At 38.6% G+C, this 16,856-nt stretch carries 14 protein-coding genes; 5 read left to right on the forward strand and 9 right to left on the reverse strand.

The window, feature by feature from the left end; all coding sequences use genetic code 11:
- Positions 1 to 31: 31 nt before the first annotated feature.
- The 3 genes from CXF85_RS13235 to CXF85_RS13245 are packed head-to-tail and all read right to left on the reverse strand — an operon-like array spanning position 32 to position 2,078.
- Positions 32 to 1,342 (reverse strand): hypothetical protein, encoded by a 1,311-nt coding sequence (locus CXF85_RS13235; protein ID WP_101229132.1) that lies wholly within the window; start codon positions 1,340 to 1,342, stop codon positions 32 to 34.
- Positions 1,343 to 1,359: 17 nt separating this feature from the next.
- Complete coding sequence (locus tag CXF85_RS13240) at positions 1,360 to 1,632, reverse strand: DUF2249 domain-containing protein (protein ID WP_101229133.1); 273 nt, start codon at positions 1,630 to 1,632, stop codon at positions 1,360 to 1,362.
- Between the two features lie 5 nt (positions 1,633 to 1,637).
- On the reverse strand, positions 1,638 to 2,078 hold the full coding sequence (locus CXF85_RS13245) for a hemerythrin domain-containing protein (RefSeq protein ID WP_101229134.1): 441 nt from the start codon (positions 2,076 to 2,078) through the stop codon (positions 1,638 to 1,640).
- A gap of 253 nt (positions 2,079 to 2,331) precedes the next feature.
- On the opposite strand from CXF85_RS13245, the gene CXF85_RS13250 reads away from it, so the two are divergent.
- Complete coding sequence (locus CXF85_RS13250) at positions 2,332 to 3,591, forward strand: outer membrane protein transport protein (protein ID WP_101229135.1); 1,260 nt, start codon at positions 2,332 to 2,334, stop codon at positions 3,589 to 3,591.
- A gap of 140 nt (positions 3,592 to 3,731) precedes the next feature.
- Here the strand turns inward: CXF85_RS13250 and argR are convergent, their stop codons facing one another.
- The 4 genes from argR to CXF85_RS13270 all read right to left on the reverse strand — a co-directional run bounded on the left by argR (position 3,732) and on the right by CXF85_RS13270 (position 8,983).
- Positions 3,732 to 4,208, reverse strand: a complete 477-nt coding sequence (gene argR, locus CXF85_RS13255) for a transcriptional regulator ArgR (RefSeq protein WP_101229136.1) — start codon at positions 4,206 to 4,208, stop codon at positions 3,732 to 3,734.
- A 245-nt stretch (positions 4,209 to 4,453) separates the two neighbouring features.
- Positions 4,454 to 6,076, reverse strand: a complete 1,623-nt coding sequence (locus tag CXF85_RS13260; RefSeq protein ID WP_101229137.1) for a di-heme oxidoredictase family protein — start codon at positions 6,074 to 6,076, stop codon at positions 4,454 to 4,456.
- A 349-nt stretch (positions 6,077 to 6,425) separates the two neighbouring features.
- On the reverse strand, positions 6,426 to 7,565 hold the full coding sequence (locus CXF85_RS13265; protein ID WP_101229138.1) for an imelysin family protein: 1,140 nt from the start codon (positions 7,563 to 7,565) through the stop codon (positions 6,426 to 6,428).
- A 53-nt stretch (positions 7,566 to 7,618) separates the two neighbouring features.
- Positions 7,619 to 8,983, reverse strand: coding sequence for a hypothetical protein (locus tag CXF85_RS13270; RefSeq protein WP_101229139.1), 1,365 nt, complete (start codon positions 8,981 to 8,983; stop codon positions 7,619 to 7,621).
- A gap of 393 nt (positions 8,984 to 9,376) precedes the next feature.
- Between CXF85_RS13270 and CXF85_RS13275 the strand changes: the two genes are divergently transcribed.
- From CXF85_RS13275 to CXF85_RS13285, 3 genes are all read left to right on the forward strand, one after another.
- On the forward strand, positions 9,377 to 11,572 hold the full coding sequence (locus CXF85_RS13275; protein WP_101229140.1) for a S46 family peptidase: 2,196 nt from the start codon (positions 9,377 to 9,379) through the stop codon (positions 11,570 to 11,572).
- Positions 11,573 to 11,808: 236 nt separating this feature from the next.
- Positions 11,809 to 12,261, forward strand: coding sequence for a hypothetical protein (locus CXF85_RS13280; RefSeq protein WP_101229141.1), 453 nt, complete (start codon positions 11,809 to 11,811; stop codon positions 12,259 to 12,261).
- Positions 12,262 to 12,331: 70 nt separating this feature from the next.
- Entirely contained in the window at positions 12,332 to 12,583 is a 252-nt protein-coding gene (locus CXF85_RS13285; RefSeq protein ID WP_101229142.1) for a hypothetical protein, read from the forward strand.
- Positions 12,584 to 12,587: 4 nt separating this feature from the next.
- Here the strand turns inward: CXF85_RS13285 and CXF85_RS13290 are convergent, their stop codons facing one another.
- Positions 12,588 to 12,953, reverse strand: coding sequence for a cupin domain-containing protein (locus CXF85_RS13290; protein WP_101229143.1), 366 nt, complete (start codon positions 12,951 to 12,953; stop codon positions 12,588 to 12,590).
- A 54-nt stretch (positions 12,954 to 13,007) separates the two neighbouring features.
- Positions 13,008 to 13,193 carry a hypothetical protein gene (locus CXF85_RS13295; RefSeq protein WP_101229144.1) on the reverse strand — a complete coding sequence of 62 codons (186 nt, stop codon included), beginning with the start codon at positions 13,191 to 13,193 and terminating at the stop codon, positions 13,008 to 13,010.
- A gap of 268 nt (positions 13,194 to 13,461) precedes the next feature.
- Between CXF85_RS13295 and CXF85_RS13300 the strand changes: the two genes are divergently transcribed.
- A complete protein-coding gene (locus CXF85_RS13300; protein WP_101229145.1) occupies positions 13,462 to 16,338 on the forward strand; it encodes a M16 family metallopeptidase in 2,877 nt (958 codons plus the stop codon).
- The last annotated feature ends 518 nt before the right edge of the window (positions 16,339 to 16,856 follow it).

Consider the following 16,856-nt stretch of genomic DNA (forward strand, 5'->3'; position numbering starts at 1 on the left):
ACTAAAAGGGATTAGCGAGCATGATAATCAGTTACGTGTTATTGGACAAGTTGATTTTCTTACTAACTGAAAAATATAAACGCATACACCGCAACATTAAAAACAGTAGCCATACAAATTCAATCAAAAGAAAAAGAGCAAAGACAACATATAAACTCGGTTCAAAGATTACCGCAACCAAAGATAATCCACTGATTATATGCATATAGTACAGTGCTACACCTTGTTTTTTATTTAAAAAATCATGCATATGTGGGATAAACTGCATAGCTGAGAAGTCGATTAAACAGCGCTGTTGTAAGTGCGTATAACTCAAAAATGGCAATATTTTGAGTAACATGCCCTGGATTACTGACAATAAATAGAAATAGATGAAAATTGCGGTTAATAGCATACCTTTATCAGGTAATGGCATAAATAAAGGGGTTTCTTCTGAGTGATAAAAATATTCGGGTAAAAAGTACAATACATTAAGTAATAACAGTGTTGCCGCAGCCAACTGCCAATACTTAATACTTGTGTCGGGTACTTTACGTTTACGCTGCTTGATCACATAAAACAAGGTAACGGCAAAAACCCCATGGCTAATAAAAATTAAGGCTAAGGCAAATTCCGCATAAAAAATATAAAGCATCAATAAAATGAATATACTGCCAGCAAGATACTGCTTTATATATTTTGGCATACTAGGTGCGACATGAAACATGGGGATAACTTGAAAACTTACCGCAATAATTAGCAGTCCTGCCCAGCCGACTAACCCCATAAGCGCATGAATATCGGTAAGGTGTTTATCAAGAGTAATAAATGACACGCTAATGCCCACTCTATTCGCTAACAGTAAAACGCCTAATAGCAGTAATATAACCAAGGATATTATCGCCAAACGAAAGCCATTAATGGAATCACCTTGGCTTATCTTTTTAATTAACACCCCGATAATAGCGCTAAGATAAAGGCCAAAACCCAAACTAAGCAGTATTAATGCCGCCAGCGTTAACCACTGATGAGCAAAAACAAAACTGAACATTAAAGCCACAACACCTGCACAATATAAGACATGGCTAGTCGTCGCAATAAATCGAGGTTTGGCGATACCGACACCACCAATTACGGGTAATAATTGTAATAATGCGCCCATCATTACCATAGTCAAAAAACCTAAGGTAAAGCCATGAGTTAGCGCCAGCATATTAGGTTGCCAACGACTCAACCAAAGCGTCTCGCCAGAAAATAAAACTAACAACGCACAAGCAATGATAAAAAGCGGCGCGGTTAAGAAAAAACGAAATGGTAAATCGATAGGGGGTAATGCGTTAAATGACAAGCCTGACATGTTCATGGCTAACCTTTACTTTTTTATGCTGAGTGAAATGTTTTACCGTCAAAGCATTGCTCAAACACAAGTTGTTCTGCCTGCTTAAAGATAAACAGTGAGATATTATCATCATCATGTACTTGGCAATGATACGCCCAGCCGGCTTGAACTAGCTTTTCATACAGCGGAAATGGTTGTCGTCTGTGAGTAACCAGCAAACAGCAGCCTTGTTTCAAATCAGCCAAGGCAGTTAATATCACTGTCATTGGCTCGGGTGGGGCAAGTTCACTGACATCAACAACCACAAGTTCCATAGGTGCTAAGCGACTTCACTGCTTTTAAAGCCTTCAATAAGCTGATCGCCATCGCTTAGGTGTTGCGCCATCATAGGGTAAAGCATCATTTCTTCTTTCATATTATGCTGCTGCATCATCACCATCAAGGTTTCAGATAATCCTAAATATTCATCTTTTTCCTTCGCAGCAAGCGCATTATCTAACGACTGCACCAAAGCACGCATTTGTTGGTGTTCCATGCGCATTACCTGTGTTGGCCCCGCTGTCATACCCGTTGCTTGTTCAAACTGTGGGAATAAAACATCTTCCTCTTGCGCTAGGTGCTCAGTTAATTCACTGGCAAACATCTGCCATTTAGCTAATGCTAACGGCCAATTTTTATCGGCAACAGCAGATTCTGCTTCAGAAAAAAACTCATCACATTCTCTATGTTTTGCTGTCATGTACTCTGGAATTGAACTCATACGACTTCCTGCTGTTACTGTTTATTAGTGATTATCAATATTGGTATAATAGAGTAGCTTCGTAGCATGAGATTTGACCTACATTAATAAAAGCGCGACAAAGTAATATTTATCCAAGACAAAATATAAAAATAAGTCTCCTTTCAACCGTAAGGTTCACAATTCAGCTACCAGTTTTTACCATTGATAACAGTTCTGGTCTGACCTTTGAGGTAGGCTGAATACTTTATATTATTCTACATGGTCCAAAGTTATGACATTCAAGAAATCCTTATTAGCGTTATCATTAACCTGCTCATCGTTTTACAGTGTAGGTGCTGCCTTTCAGTTAGCTGAGCATAGTGCTGCAGGTTTAGGTAGAGCTTTCGCTGGTGAAGCCGCCATTGCAGATGATGCTTCTGTTGTTGCCCGTAATCCTGCCTTAATGGCGCAGTTTGATACCATGGAATTCTCAATGACAGGCACTTATGTAATGCCTGATGTCAGCTTAACGGGTCTTGATGCACCTGGAGACATCCCAGCTTCAGCGCTAAATGATAGTAGTATTGCACCAAGTGCCATCATTCCTGCAATGTACTTAGTAGTACCGTTAAATGACAAGTTTGCGCTAGGTTTTGGTACTTTCTCGAATTTTGGTTTAGCAACTGAATTTGATGAAGATTATGCAGCAGGACAATTGGCGGGTGAAACATCAATTACTACCGTTAACTTTAACACCAGCCTTTCTTATAAAGTGAATGATAACTTTGCCATCGCTGGTGGCTTAAATGTAATTTACGCAGATGCTTCATTAGTCCGTAATTTTGGCGAGAACCCTTATGGTTTAGCACCTAAAACTGAGGCAGCAAACTTGGCTGGTGATGATATATCTTACGGCTGGAATATGGGTTTATCGTATGATTTTGATGAAAACAATCGCTTAGGCTTTAGTTATCGCAGTGAAGTAAAGCTCGAGCTTGAAGGTGATTATAGTAATGAAATTCCTCCAACACTTGGTGGTTTCAATGGCGAAGTTGTACCTGGCGCTATGGATATTACTTTACCGGCGATTATGGAGTTTTCCGGCCTACATCAATTAAATGACGATCTAGCAGTACATTACTCAGCTATGTGGACGGGTTGGAGCAGCTTTGATGAACTAGCGGGTTACGCTGAAGGGGTAGATGCCCCTGTATTTTCCAAAAAAGAGAATTTTTCAGATTCAATGCGTTATGCCTTTGGTGCGACTTACCAACTAAGCAGTAACACAAAATTGAGAACGGGTATTGCTTATGACCAAACACCAGCCGATGAAGACCATCGCTCTATCTCAATCCCAGACAGTGACCGTATTTGGATCAGTGCTGGTTTAAATTACACTTTCAGCAATGCCTCTTCAGTTGATTTTGGTGTCAGTATTGTTCAAGGTAAAACTGAAACCTTCACTGAAACAGATGATTTAGGTCAACAGTGGGGATTTGAATCAGAAGGCGATGCGTATATCGTTTCTGCACAATACAACCATGTTTTCTAACGTAATGAAGCGGCTAGCTGACTAGGTTAATTAATAGTTGAAGAGTTTTAAGAAAGTCCTCACACGTTGTTTGAGGACTTTTTTTGCTTATTAGTACGTGTATTTCTTTTGCATAAGCGAAGATAGTTATTCTTTAGCTACTAATCTTTTACTGCTAACAAGTTACGAATTGAAATGGTAATTTCTTCAATTTTATTAACATCAACTGGCGCAATAAAAATAGTATCATCGCCAGCAAGTGTGCCTAAGATCCCGGCAGACTCACCCATGCTATCCAGCATACGAGAAATTAATGGCGCAGCGCCAATACCTGTTTTTAATATGATTTGCATTTGGTTATGCTTAACACTCAATACCACAGATTCGATTGATTGCTTAGATTTTGGTACTGCCAATTCATCTGGCAGAATATAAATCATTTCATTATTGGTATTACGTGTTTTAACTGCACCAAGTTTAGATAATAAGCGAGATATTTTCGCTTGTGACATATCTTCGAAACCCTGCGCCGCAAGCGCTTCTGCTAACTGACCTTGTGAGCCATAACATTGCTCTTTTAATAATTTTTTAAATGCATGAACTAATAGGGATTCTTTCTCTTTACGGCTGCTAGTCATTTAGCTTCTTCATATAATTAATTGGTATATACTAATTCTACACTATTGATACTCTCATAGTGAATACTTATTCATTAATCATGGCGTTTTTTAAGCTGAAAAACCCTAATATGAGTATCTCAACGCGAATAATTAAAATCTACATTTACTTTATAGGGATTTAGTGGGTTCTTATACGAAATATAAGTAATCGGTTAAAAGCCTATTACTTATAAAACATGCAACTATTAACGTTTAATTATTAACTACAATGACATAACAAAATCTAATAGCGCTTGTCTATCCGCTTGTGCCAAAGCCATGAAGTGCTCTTTACTTTGCTGCGCTTCACCACCGTGCCATAAAATTGCTTCTTCAACTGTTGCTGCACGGCCATCATGTAGAAAACCGGCGGCAGGATTAACCGTTTTAGTTAGCCCTATGCCCCATAAAGGTCTAGTTTTCCATTCAACTCCGGTAGCAGTGAAATCACGACGGTTATCAGCTAACCCTTCACCTAAGTCATGTAATAACATATCGGTAAAGGGGTAAATGTGCTGACCTTTCAGACCTTCAGGCGCAGGTAAACCACCGACTAATAACTCTCCCGTTGCAGTAGTAAAGTCAGGCTGATGACAGCCAGTACAATTGACTTGATCAAAAAGTTGAGCACCTGCAATCACAGATTCATTGTCAACGTTTCGTCTTGCTGGCACGGCTAACGTTTCAGCATAAAACACTACCTCATCTGAAAATTCCTGCGACGCTTCAGTATTGCCTTGTTCATCAACACCGGTATCAACAAAATTTGTACGTGTTAAGTAACTTTCATGCAATGGCGTATTCGCAATACTTTCATCAGGAAATAATGGATTAGTCACCCCCATATCACCGCGTAAAGCACCAAGAGATTGCACACGTACACTTGGCGTACTGGCTTTCCAACCAAAGCGACCTAAAGATACAGGAACAGCATCATTACTTTGTGCCTTTACCGGATCAAATACCCAATTAGCACGCCCCGAGATACCATCATTATTCGAATCATTTTCATCCACATTAGCCAAAATATCCGCGTCACTGATAAGTTCAAGTAAACCTAAGCCGAAAACTGGCATACCATTTCTTGGACTGTACCGAACATCTGCTTGTAAAATAGCGCTATCTAAACGGTTTTCAGCACTAACATCATAAGGTTGTTCAATCGAAAACATCGGTTTTTTAAGTTCAACGGAACTGCCATCGGCATATTCCACCGTTGAATACTGATAAGCCAGATAAACATCCGCTTGACCAATGAAAGGCTTTTCTTGCCAATCATCTCTGGCTTTTAATACGCCTCGATGAAATAACTGTGTACCAAAACCATCAACGCCAGCATTTTTACAGTAATTGTTCTCTACTGTTGGATAAGAGCATTCGCCGTCATCAATACTCATACGTAAGAAAATTCCGGCTTCTGACCCCAATAAGATACGTTCTTGATCTTGTGCCAAGGTAATTGTTGAAGATCGGCCATCACGTTGATGACAAGAATTACAATCTTGGTTATTAAAAACAGGCCCTAAACCATCAAGCTCTGGATGTTCATTATTTGGCGCCGTCGTAAATGCGGTTTCAAAATGCGCATCACCAGCTAAATGTTTGTCTAACTGCTCATTAGTAAGATTCGGCATTGGTGTTGAAAAACCATGGCCCGAATCGCTCGCGCTTACCGCTGTGGCATCACCACCTAATTGACTTACGTGGGTATAAGCAACTTGAGATACTTCTTCTTTTTTATCTGAACTGCTTGAGTTACAACCAGAAATAATTATCGAACTCGCGATAACTAACCTGATACAAGGGTTGGTCAAGCTTGACCACTTTGCTCTGCTTAATTTTTTCATTGAGAATACTTCCAGGACATTACCCATCATACCCCAAGGTTCAGTTTCAGAACTAAGCTAGGAAGTCAGTTCAAGGCGCGTTACGCAGATAATGGTTGTTCCCTTATCAAGTATCGCAACGCTGAACTGATGATCTAGCTTAACTCCCTACGGGCAATGCAATAAAGGGTCATTTACGGCGTTATTGATTTAGGTAATAGAGTAACTATTTCCTTCACTCAATTCCTTGTACCTAACCCTTTCTCGACTTGCTGAAGTCTGCATATTGAGGTGTGATGGGTATATAAATAAGTGTGCATCCTTGCACGACATTCATCCTTGAAAAACACTCATATTCGCTAGCTAAAAACTACTGCTGCCAATTTTTCAACTGCGTTAAAACATCACTCTCTAACGAGGTTTGCAATGTTAATAAAGCATCAATTGCGGTTTGAATTCTCACGCGAGCGTCAACATCATTAATGGCCTGTCTGAAAGGTAAATCAGTGTCACCGGCAATGGCTTTAATTGCTGCGATAGCATCAACTATTTCAGTGTCTACACGCGTTGCGATAGTTGCATCAGCGGCGGTAACAAAGTCAATAATGCCTGCTTTATCTGCTTGCCCTAGGAATTCACCACGGTAAACATTTTGAACACCTTGAATGTTGTCAGTAAAATCAGCGAGAGAGTTCCAGCTATATTGTGACTCAACCTTGGTGGTATCTATGTTATCTATGCTGCTACCAAAAGGTGTGGCTATTTTAGTTGTACCGACTTCATTTACGATACCAATCATACCGTTAATTAATTCTTCTACTACACCTAACTGAGAAGCGTAAACAGCATTATCTGCCGTCAATAATAAATCTTTATAAGCAGGAGAATTAGCGTCGTTTGCATCATTAGCAACAGTCCATGCATCAAACAACGTTTGTGTATGATCTTTAAAGACTTCTGTCGCGGCAGATAAGTATTCACGCTCTAAGGCTGTCATTTCAGCAATAGATTTTTCATTGTCGGTAACGCCATCACCAAACAATAAAAATTCCATGGTATGGAAACCTTGTACATCGTCATTAAATGCTTTGACTGTATCAGCGCTAAAGCCAGTTTGAGACGCTAATAATGCTTGTAGATCACTGGTATTTAATGGCCAAGTATCTAAATGAGGGTCAATAGAAAGTGCATCAACAGGACCAAATATATGAGACTCACCTTGCTCCCAATGCACACGAACATCTTTCCAAGCTTGTTGAGCTAATGCTAAGTTTTCTTCAGTAGGCGTATTAACTAAGTTTTGTGTGGCTAACAAATAATCTGCCGCCTCATCATTAAGGTTTTTATAACCAGCTACAATCACATCATTAGTTAAATTGGTGATCATTTCAGTTGCCGAAAAAGTAAAACCTGTCGGTTCGATAATCGCTGGAGTATCTGATGAACTACTGCCACAGCCAGTAAGAAATAAGCTAGAGATGGCTAAAGCCAGAAGTGATTTTTTTAACATTGTAGAGTGTTCCTTGTTTAAATATTTTTATTGATTAATTGTTACTAAGTTTTTTATATCGAGAAAAAATAACCCATAGATAGGCTAAAGCTACTGCTGTCATCCAAGTTACTTTGTGCATACATTTGTTGTGCTACTTGTGCTTTTAGGACGATATTTTTGATAGGAAAATAATTAATGCCAAAAGCAACAGATGCTTTGTTAAAACGATCGGTTGCATTGCCCTGCTCAACTTTTTTAATTGGATTGGCATATTCATAGGTTGTGTATAAATAAAGAGGATTTTTTAAATTTAAAAGTGCTTGGCTGTTATAGGCTAGCTCAACAAATGATGATTCAGCTTCACTGCCCAGCTGGGCGAAATTGCCTGGTTTAAGGCCCGGTGTGGTTTTATTGGCATTAGTGATCGCTTCACTATCATCTAAAGTACCTAATAAATATTGCCCTCTAACTTGCCAATTGTCATAGCTATAAGCGCCGTGAAAACCAATAATCGTCAAGTTTCCATTACCGCCAATTTGGGTGTTATGGTGACGATTTCCTGTAGTGTCACCCGTGTAATAACTAACGCCAAACCCTTTCCCCGTTTTTATATTGCCGTAGTCTAAACGTAACGTTAGTGCTAAATCATCAGCATTAACTTGCTCAAATCTTTTTTGATGTCCTGTAGCGACCCATTGATAAGTTCTAAAATATTCTGAGTTAAGGCCTGTAGTTATCAGTGTTTGAGCGGTAAAACCTTGCCAAGCACTAATAAGGTTAATACCCGTTTCATGCCACACTTGTGGAATAAGTGTCGCTTCGCTCCAATAACGTTCCGTGGAAAAATACTGACCTGGTTTATGTAAATCAGTACCTAAACCAACAGGAACAAATATATGGCCCATTTTAACGGTGAAATAGTCATTCGCTTTATATTTTGCTTGTAGCTTTTCAACAATAACCTCGCCACCCGCTTCAATTTCGGCCTCAAATTCACCAGCCTCTTCAAAACCATCATATTCAAGGGTTGAGCCTACGCCGCCATGTTCATATTCAAGCTCAACTTCTACTTGCCATTTAGCATCAAAATCGTAAACAAACTCTAAAACGACTCGCTCCAAATCAGTGGTCGCTTTTCGCTCAGGATTTGTGTCTTGGATATTACGGTAAACCTCTTCATTTTTATAAAGTACGCTACCGTAAGAGTTAATCTGCCAATTCTTAGCTTTAGCATGACTGGTTAATTTGTCATCTTGACGCTGCTCTTCAGCAGTAATTAGGGTTGTTTTTAATTCAGCTAATTGTTTTTCAATTAGCTGAAGTTGATCTTTCTGCTTTAATATTTCTGCTTCTAACTCCACATCGCTCGCCGCAACGCTTTGATGATGAACGAAAAGAAGGATACTTACTGCTATAAACTTTACGATGTTATTCATGAAATCACTCAAATATAAACGAGAATCAATATTATTTGCGTGAATGATAATAACACTCAGTTACAATTACAAGTGAGAATTGTTTTTATTTGCAATAGGTGTGTACTAACTCAGTTTTTTGTATGGATTTATCTCGCTGCCAATTGAATATAGTCTTGGAGACATTATTAGATGATCGTTATGATAATGGTGATTGTTAGCGGCGACTTTTTAAGACAATCTTTACAATCTGAATTAATTATTTTCATTGTTTTTTTTGACTAAGACTTGTCGCTAGCGCACACTCTCCTGTCGACATTTTTCGTCAAAAAAATTAACAACTGAATAACATCAAAATTGCCTTCTAAAAAGCAATTAAATTCAGTCAAAACTACATGAGAAAAGTAGGAAGCTATGAATAAAATAAAACAATTACTGAGCTTGTCGGTAATACTGCCAACACTGGCTCTTAGCGCAGGCTCGGCATTAGCTGATGAAGGTATGTGGCAACCAAACCAACTACCAACAATCGCCAAAGAATTAACTAAAGCGGGCTTAAAATTAAACCCAAATGATTTAACTGACCTAACAGGTTTCCCTATGGGCGCCATTGTTAGCTTAGGTGGTTGTACCGCTTCATTTGTATCTGATCAGGGCTTAGTTGCCAGTAATCATCACTGTGTTTATGGTTCAGTACAATACAACTCAACAGCAGAAAACAACTTACTAAAAAATGGTTTTTTAGCTAAGAATTTCGCTGAAGAATTACCAGCAACACCGGGTAGTCGCATTTATGTAACCGAAGAAATTACCGAAGTAACTAAATTGGTAAAGTCGGGCGTTTCGGAAAAAATGTCAGGTAGTGATCGTTATAAAGCCGTTGATACTAATTCAAAAAAATTAGTCGCTGAATGTGAAAATGATGATAGATACCGTTGTAGTGTAGTTAACTTTCACGGCGGTTTAGAATATTACTTATTCAAACAGCTTACCATTCGTGATGTACGTTTAGTACACGCACCAGCAAGCAGTATTGGTAAATACGGCGGCGATGTTGATAACTGGATGTGGCCACGTCACACTGGCGATTACGGTTTCTACCGCGCCTATGTTGGTAAAGATGGTCAACCTGCTGATTTTAGCAAAGACAATGTGCCATACAAACCTAAGCATCACTTAAAAGTAAACAAAAGCAGTGTTGATGACGGTGATTACATCATGGTGCTTGGCTACCCAGGCAGAACTAACCGCTACCGCACCGCTTATGAAGTTGAAAATACTTTCTCTTGGACTTACCCAAATGCTAAAGCTTACCGCGAAGAGATTATTGATTTAATTCATACCCATTCAGAAGTAGGTAGTGAAGCGCGTATTAAGTACGAAAGCACATTAGCGGGTCTTGCTAACTATGCTAAAAACTATGGTTCAATGATCCACAGTTACAACAAAGGGTCTTTTTTACAACGTAAGCAAGAACTTGAAACAAATTTAGCTAAATGGTTAAACAGCAGTTCAAAGCGTAAAGCCCAATACGGCGAAGCGTTATCGGGTTTAAACAACTTAGTTAAACAAGATGATAAGCAACAAGCTCGTGATTTAATTTTAGGTTACATGCGTTATAGCAAAATGTTATCTACTGCGAAATCTCTACACCGTTTAGCCGTAGAAAACACTAAGCCGAACATTGAACGTGAACGTGGTTACCAAGAACGTGATATCGCTCGTTTTGAACAAAACATGAAATCAGTTGACCGTCGTTATGATGAGAAAATTGATAAAGAAATACTTGTTGCTATGTTAACGCACTACGTTACTTTACCTAAAGCAGAGCGTATTAAGTCATTTGATAAATTCTTTGGTTTAACTAAGACTACAGCTAAAAACTTTAACGAGAAGAAGCTACGTAAACAGTTAAAAATAATGTACAAAAAGACTAAGCTTAATTCACAAGAGCAACGTTTAGCGCTTATGACTAAATCGGTAAGTGATTTTAACAAAAGCAAAGACCCGTTTATTCAATTAGCGGTTTCTAGCTTTAAAGAACGTAAAGTCATTGAAGATAAGTCAAAAGAGCTAGCGGGTAACATCCAAGCTTTCCGTCCTAAGTACATGGAAGCGCTTATTGCTTACTTCAACGATAACGACTTACCTGTTTATGCCGATGCTAACAGCACTTTGCGTATTACTTACGGTAATGTAAAAGGTTATTCTCCTCAAGATGGTTTAACGGCTACGCCTTATACTACCCTTGAAGGTATTGTTGCTAAAGATACCGGTGTTGCACCGTTTGATGCACCGCAAAAGCAATTAGATTTAATCAATAAAAAACAATACGGCGAGTACGCGAAAAAAGTACTTGGCTCAGTACCTGTTAACTACTTAGGTACGCTTGATATTACCGGTGGTAACTCAGGCTCACCAACACTAAACGACAAAGCTGAATTTGTTGGATTAGTGTTTGATGGTGTTTATGAAAGCATTATTGGTGATTGGGATTACGATACTAAATTGAATCGCTCAATTCACGTTGATGTGCGTTACATGCTTTGGGTTATGGAGCACGTAGATGGCGCCACTAACTTAATCGAAGAAATGGACATTGTTGAGTAACGGATGAATAAGTTTAGTTAACTAAACACTTACTCATCGATACTTTAAAATCCGGCCATGTGCCGGATTTTTTTATTTTGAAAATCACAGCTGAATCACACCTACCCATACACTTCACTCAATAATTTGCCAATTTCCCTTGAAAAATAAACTTCTGGCCTTATCTCATAAGTAGCTGAAGATACCATTTACGCTAAATGGCACATGGATTAATAAAGATAATAAAGGGAGGCATCATGCATAGTTCTTTGACTAGTTTTTTGATTAAATTTTTATTATTACTTAGCGCTTCCCTGTCTTTACATTCAGCACTGGCAGTACCTTTATCCTCTCTATTAGCAAGCAAATACCACGCGGTCGCAGAGAGTACAGACCTTACCAACACATTAAACAATCATACTGATTCTATTGAGGACTATAATAGGCAAACTGCACCATCAAAACGCAAAATAAGCCTACTGACCTTATTGCAACAAGACGATAACGACAACCTTGCTAGAACACTTTTTATCGCGACAATAAATGAACTTGCTACAGACTTAGTTCTCTACGATGCACAATCACTCGCGCGACAATCTTATCAAGAACAACTCACCACCCACACACATATCCAAGGTACACAAAACACTTTGTATGCCCAAAAGCCTTGTTACCAGGCAAAGTTACAATACCAACAAAACCTTTCTTAATTTAACTTTTACTCTATCGCCAAATTTAATGGTTATAGGAGCGATTAATTGTTTATTTTAGGAAAATCACATGGAAAACTTATTTTATGCAATGCTAGCCCCGTGGTTAGTGTTTGTTGTACTCGCCATTATTGCTTGTTTGTTATTGAAATTCGCCAGAAAACGTAAAGGTATTGCCATTGCTTTTGGCATTTTTGTGCAGATGTTTACGCCTGACCCTCTAGTAGATCAAACCATTAAAATGGTGCAAGTTGATAAGCGCATAGTGACGCAAAAACAAAAAGAAAATCAGATGGGTAAAGGGAAATACAACATCAATTAGCGTTTTAGATCCATGCTTGATCAGAAGATGCCACCGTCACTTCACTAATATTTTCACCGGTATGAGCCGTACTTGCCGGCTCTACCATTAAAAAGTGTGTATCAGGTAATGCTTTTGGGCAATGTTCTACTCCCTTGGGAACAACATACATTTCTCCTGGGTTTAGAATAATATCGCCTGCTTTGAGCTGTAAGGTCAATTGACCGGTAAAAACAATGAATAACTCATCTTCATTATCATGCTTATGCCAAACAAGCTCGCCATCGCCTTTGGCTATTTTTACTAACTGACCATTAGACTCGGCAATCACTTTAGGTGACCATTTATCATCAAATAGTGAGAATTTTTCATTGATATTAATTTTATGCATACGGTAACTTTGATTCCTGTAATTAATAGTTAACTCTATTTTGTATTACTAGCTTTACGGCGTACCTTCTGAACTATTTTTTCGACTAACTATAAAGCCAATAGCGATCAGTAAAGCAGATAAAATAAGAAAGATGCCAACACCGACAAAATCTTGCTGCACTAAGTTATAGACCACGCCTAAGGACATTATAATATAGGCATAATAATAGCTTTTTGCGGCCGTTAATAATGTTGTCATTTTCTTTCCTTGTCAAATCTCGAGTAATATCACTATAGTCAATTTTCATCACTACTTTATAAAAGCGCTATAACTTTTGATTATTATCATTTCAAGCCTCAGTTGAATATCACTATTAAGTTAGATAAAGTCGATAACATTTTTTAACAATTAACACCATTGCACTAACTAAGTCATCATTGAATTATGTAAGCTTAATTACCCCAAATGGTATAGCACGCCCTCACACCTATGTGAAATAACGCTAACAATAACGCAAGGATAAACCGTGATAAAGTTAACTAAAATATTCGCTCTAAGTGCCTTAGCTTTAAGCATTACAGCCTGTAATACAAGCTCTGAATCAACAAATACTCCCGTTCAAGCAACAGTAGCGCAAGCACAGTTACCAACAGTAGCACTAGAAAAATACACCTTAGCTAACGGCTTAGAAGTAGTACTTCATCAAGATAAATCAGACCCTGTTGTTGCGGTTGCCATTCTTTATCATGTTGGCTCAAATCGAGAAAAATTAGGTCGTACTGGTTTTGCTCACTTTTTTGAGCACATGCTTTTTCAAAACTCTGAAAACGTAGGCCCTGGAAACTTTATCAAAAACATCGGCAATATGGGCGGCACGTTAAATGGTGGCACATGGCAAGATGGCACCATTTATTATGAATTATTCCCACAGGATGGTTTAGAAAAAGTGTTATGGATGGAATCAGACCGCATGGGTTATTTCATCAATACCGTGACGCCTGAAGGCCTAGAAAATGAGAAGCAAGTCGTTAAAAATGAAAAGCGTCAAAGCGTTGATAATCGTCCTTATGGCCATACTGAATATGTAACATTAACCGCGCTTTACCCTGAAGGTCACCCTTATAGCTGGGATGTAATCGGCAGCTTAGAAGACTTACAAAATGCGACATTAGCTGATGTGCGTGAGTTTTATCAACAATGGTATGGCGTAAATAACGCAACCTTAGTACTTGCTGGTGATTTCGAGACCGATGAAGCTAAAACGTGGATTAAAAAATACTTTGGTGAACTTGAACCTCGCGGCGATGTTACCCCTTTACCACCTATGCCAGTCGTTATCGAAAAAAGTAAGTCACTTTATCACGAAGATAATTTCGCTACCTTACCTGAGTTAACGTTAACGCTACCTACCATTGAGCAGTATCAAAAAGAGGCTTATGCATTAGATTTATTGGCTGAAATATTAGCCGATGGCAAAGACAGTGTTTTATATAAAAATATTGTCGAGCAAGACAAGTTAGCACCGTCTGTTTCAGCAAGTAATTACAGCTCTGAATTGGCTGGAACATTTACCTTAAAAGTACGCGCATTTAATGACATCGAATTAGATAAAGTTAAGGTGAGCATTGATAACGCACTAGCCCAATTTGCCAAAGAAGGTTTTACTGATGCACAGCTTGAACGCATCATGACAAAACGCGAAACAGCATTTTACGGTGAGTTAACCAGCGTATTTAATAAGGCATCAACCATTGCACAGCATAATGAACTTGCTGGTGATCCCTCGTTAGTGACTAAAGAGATAGAGCTTTTTCGTGCAGTGACTCGTGACGATATTATGGCTGTATTTAATAAATACATTGTAAATAAAAACACTATTGCCACAAGCTTCGTACCTAAAGGTAAAAAATCACTCGCCTTAACAGGTGCGGTAAAAGCCAAGGTTGTTGAAGAAGAAATTGTGCAAGGCGCTGAAACAGCCGCTAAACAAGAAGCCAATACAGAAAAATTAACACCTATTGCTCAAGCTCCTTCATCATTTGACCGCTCTGTTATGCCAAAAGACGGTGTACTAAGCTCAGTAAAATTACCTGACGTTCAAAAAATAACGATGGATAATGGCTTAACCGTACTTTCAATTGAGCATACAGAACTACCACTCGTTTCTTTCTCAATTCGTGTGATGGGTGGACATTCATTAGACCCTTCAGGAAAAGATGGCGTTGCCAACTTACTTACCTCAATAATGATGGAAGGCACTAAAAATAAAACACCACAACAATTAGAACAAGCCATGGGAGAAATGGGCGCATCGTTCAGGTTTACCACCAGTGACGAATACATCACATTAACGGGTAATGCCTTAGCTAAAAATTACCAAGCGGCTATGACTTTGGCTCAAGAGATCATATTAGAGCCTCGTTGGGATGCTGCAGAATGGGATCGCATTAAACAAGAAACCAAAGCAAACATTCAACAAGCAAGTGCTAACCCAGGTGCTATTGCACAAAACGTTTATGCAAAAATAATGTATGGCGCTAACAGTAAACTAGCTACATCAGTATCTGGCACAGCTGAAAATGTTGATAACATCACTTTAGATGACGTGAAAAAATATTATCAAGCAAATCTTGCTGCTAACCTGACAACAGTACATGTTGCCGGTGCAGTTAAACGTAATGACGTTATTAAAAGCTTATCGGCATTTAGTACACAACTTAAATCGATGGAAGTGGCATTACCTGAAGTCACGGCATTACCAACCATTGATAAAGCGCAAGTGTACTTTGTTGATGTACCTGGCGCTAAACAATCATTTTTACGCATAGGTATGCCAGCTATGGTCGCCAATGCTGATGATTATTATCAAGCCGTTGCGGTAAACCATAATTTAGGTGGTAGTTTTTCTGGGCAATTATTCCAGATTTTACGTTTACAAAAAGGGTATACCTACGGCGCATATTCAGGCATAAGCCGAGAAAATGCCGGTGGACTGTTTACCGCTCGTTCAAGTGTTCGTTCAAATGTGACTTTAGAGTCAATGCAAACGTTCCGTGAAATAATGGCTAATTACAGTGATGGTTTTGATGATAACGCATTAGCAATGACAAAATCAGTGTTAACAAAATCGAATGCACGTGCTTTTGAAACCACGGGTAGCTTGATGGGTGTTCTACAAAATATTAGTAGCTATGACTTAGCCAGCAACTATGTAGAAAAGCAACAAACAGCCTTGCAACACATGACACTTGAGCAAGCGAAAGCGACTATTTCAACCTACATTAACCCAGACAAAATGGTCTATTTAGTGGTTGGCGATGCAGAAACGCAATTGCCACGCATGAAAGAGCTTGGCTTAGGTGAGCCTATCGTTTTAGATAAAAAGGGTAATGTCGTTAAGTAACCAACACTTTAGATAAAGCGTAATAACCTTAACAACAAAAAGGCTGATAAATAATAATTTATCAGCCTTTTTTTAGTTCTTTTACCTTGAATATTTCTCCCCTAAACAATGCGTGATTACGCTAAATAGGAGCGAAAAAATGTGTTTGGATATAACTTGGGATGTTAACTATTGTCACAGTGCAGACCTAAATTAGTCTTCGGAATTAGGCACGTTTATGTTCACTTAGATACGAAAGAAGACCTTAGCCCTAGCTTATCTAGCGACATTTGAACCGATAGAAATCAGCCCTGCGTTAGATAATAGAATTGTTCTAAATTTCATCAGGAATCTATAAAGTCAAAAATTCTAATTTGATAAAAAAATACCAAAGCGGACATTAGATTAATATGATTTCAGGTATTAAATTTTTATAATTCTATGGCGGAAAGGGGCACATACCGCCATAGAATTTATGTTCACTTTGTGGCATTGCGGAATTAGAAATGCTCTAGTTATGTCAACTTTTCACTTGATAT

The organism is Colwellia sp. 75C3 (genome assembly GCF_002836255.1).
Taxonomy (GTDB): Bacteria; Pseudomonadota; Gammaproteobacteria; order Enterobacterales; family Alteromonadaceae; genus Colwellia.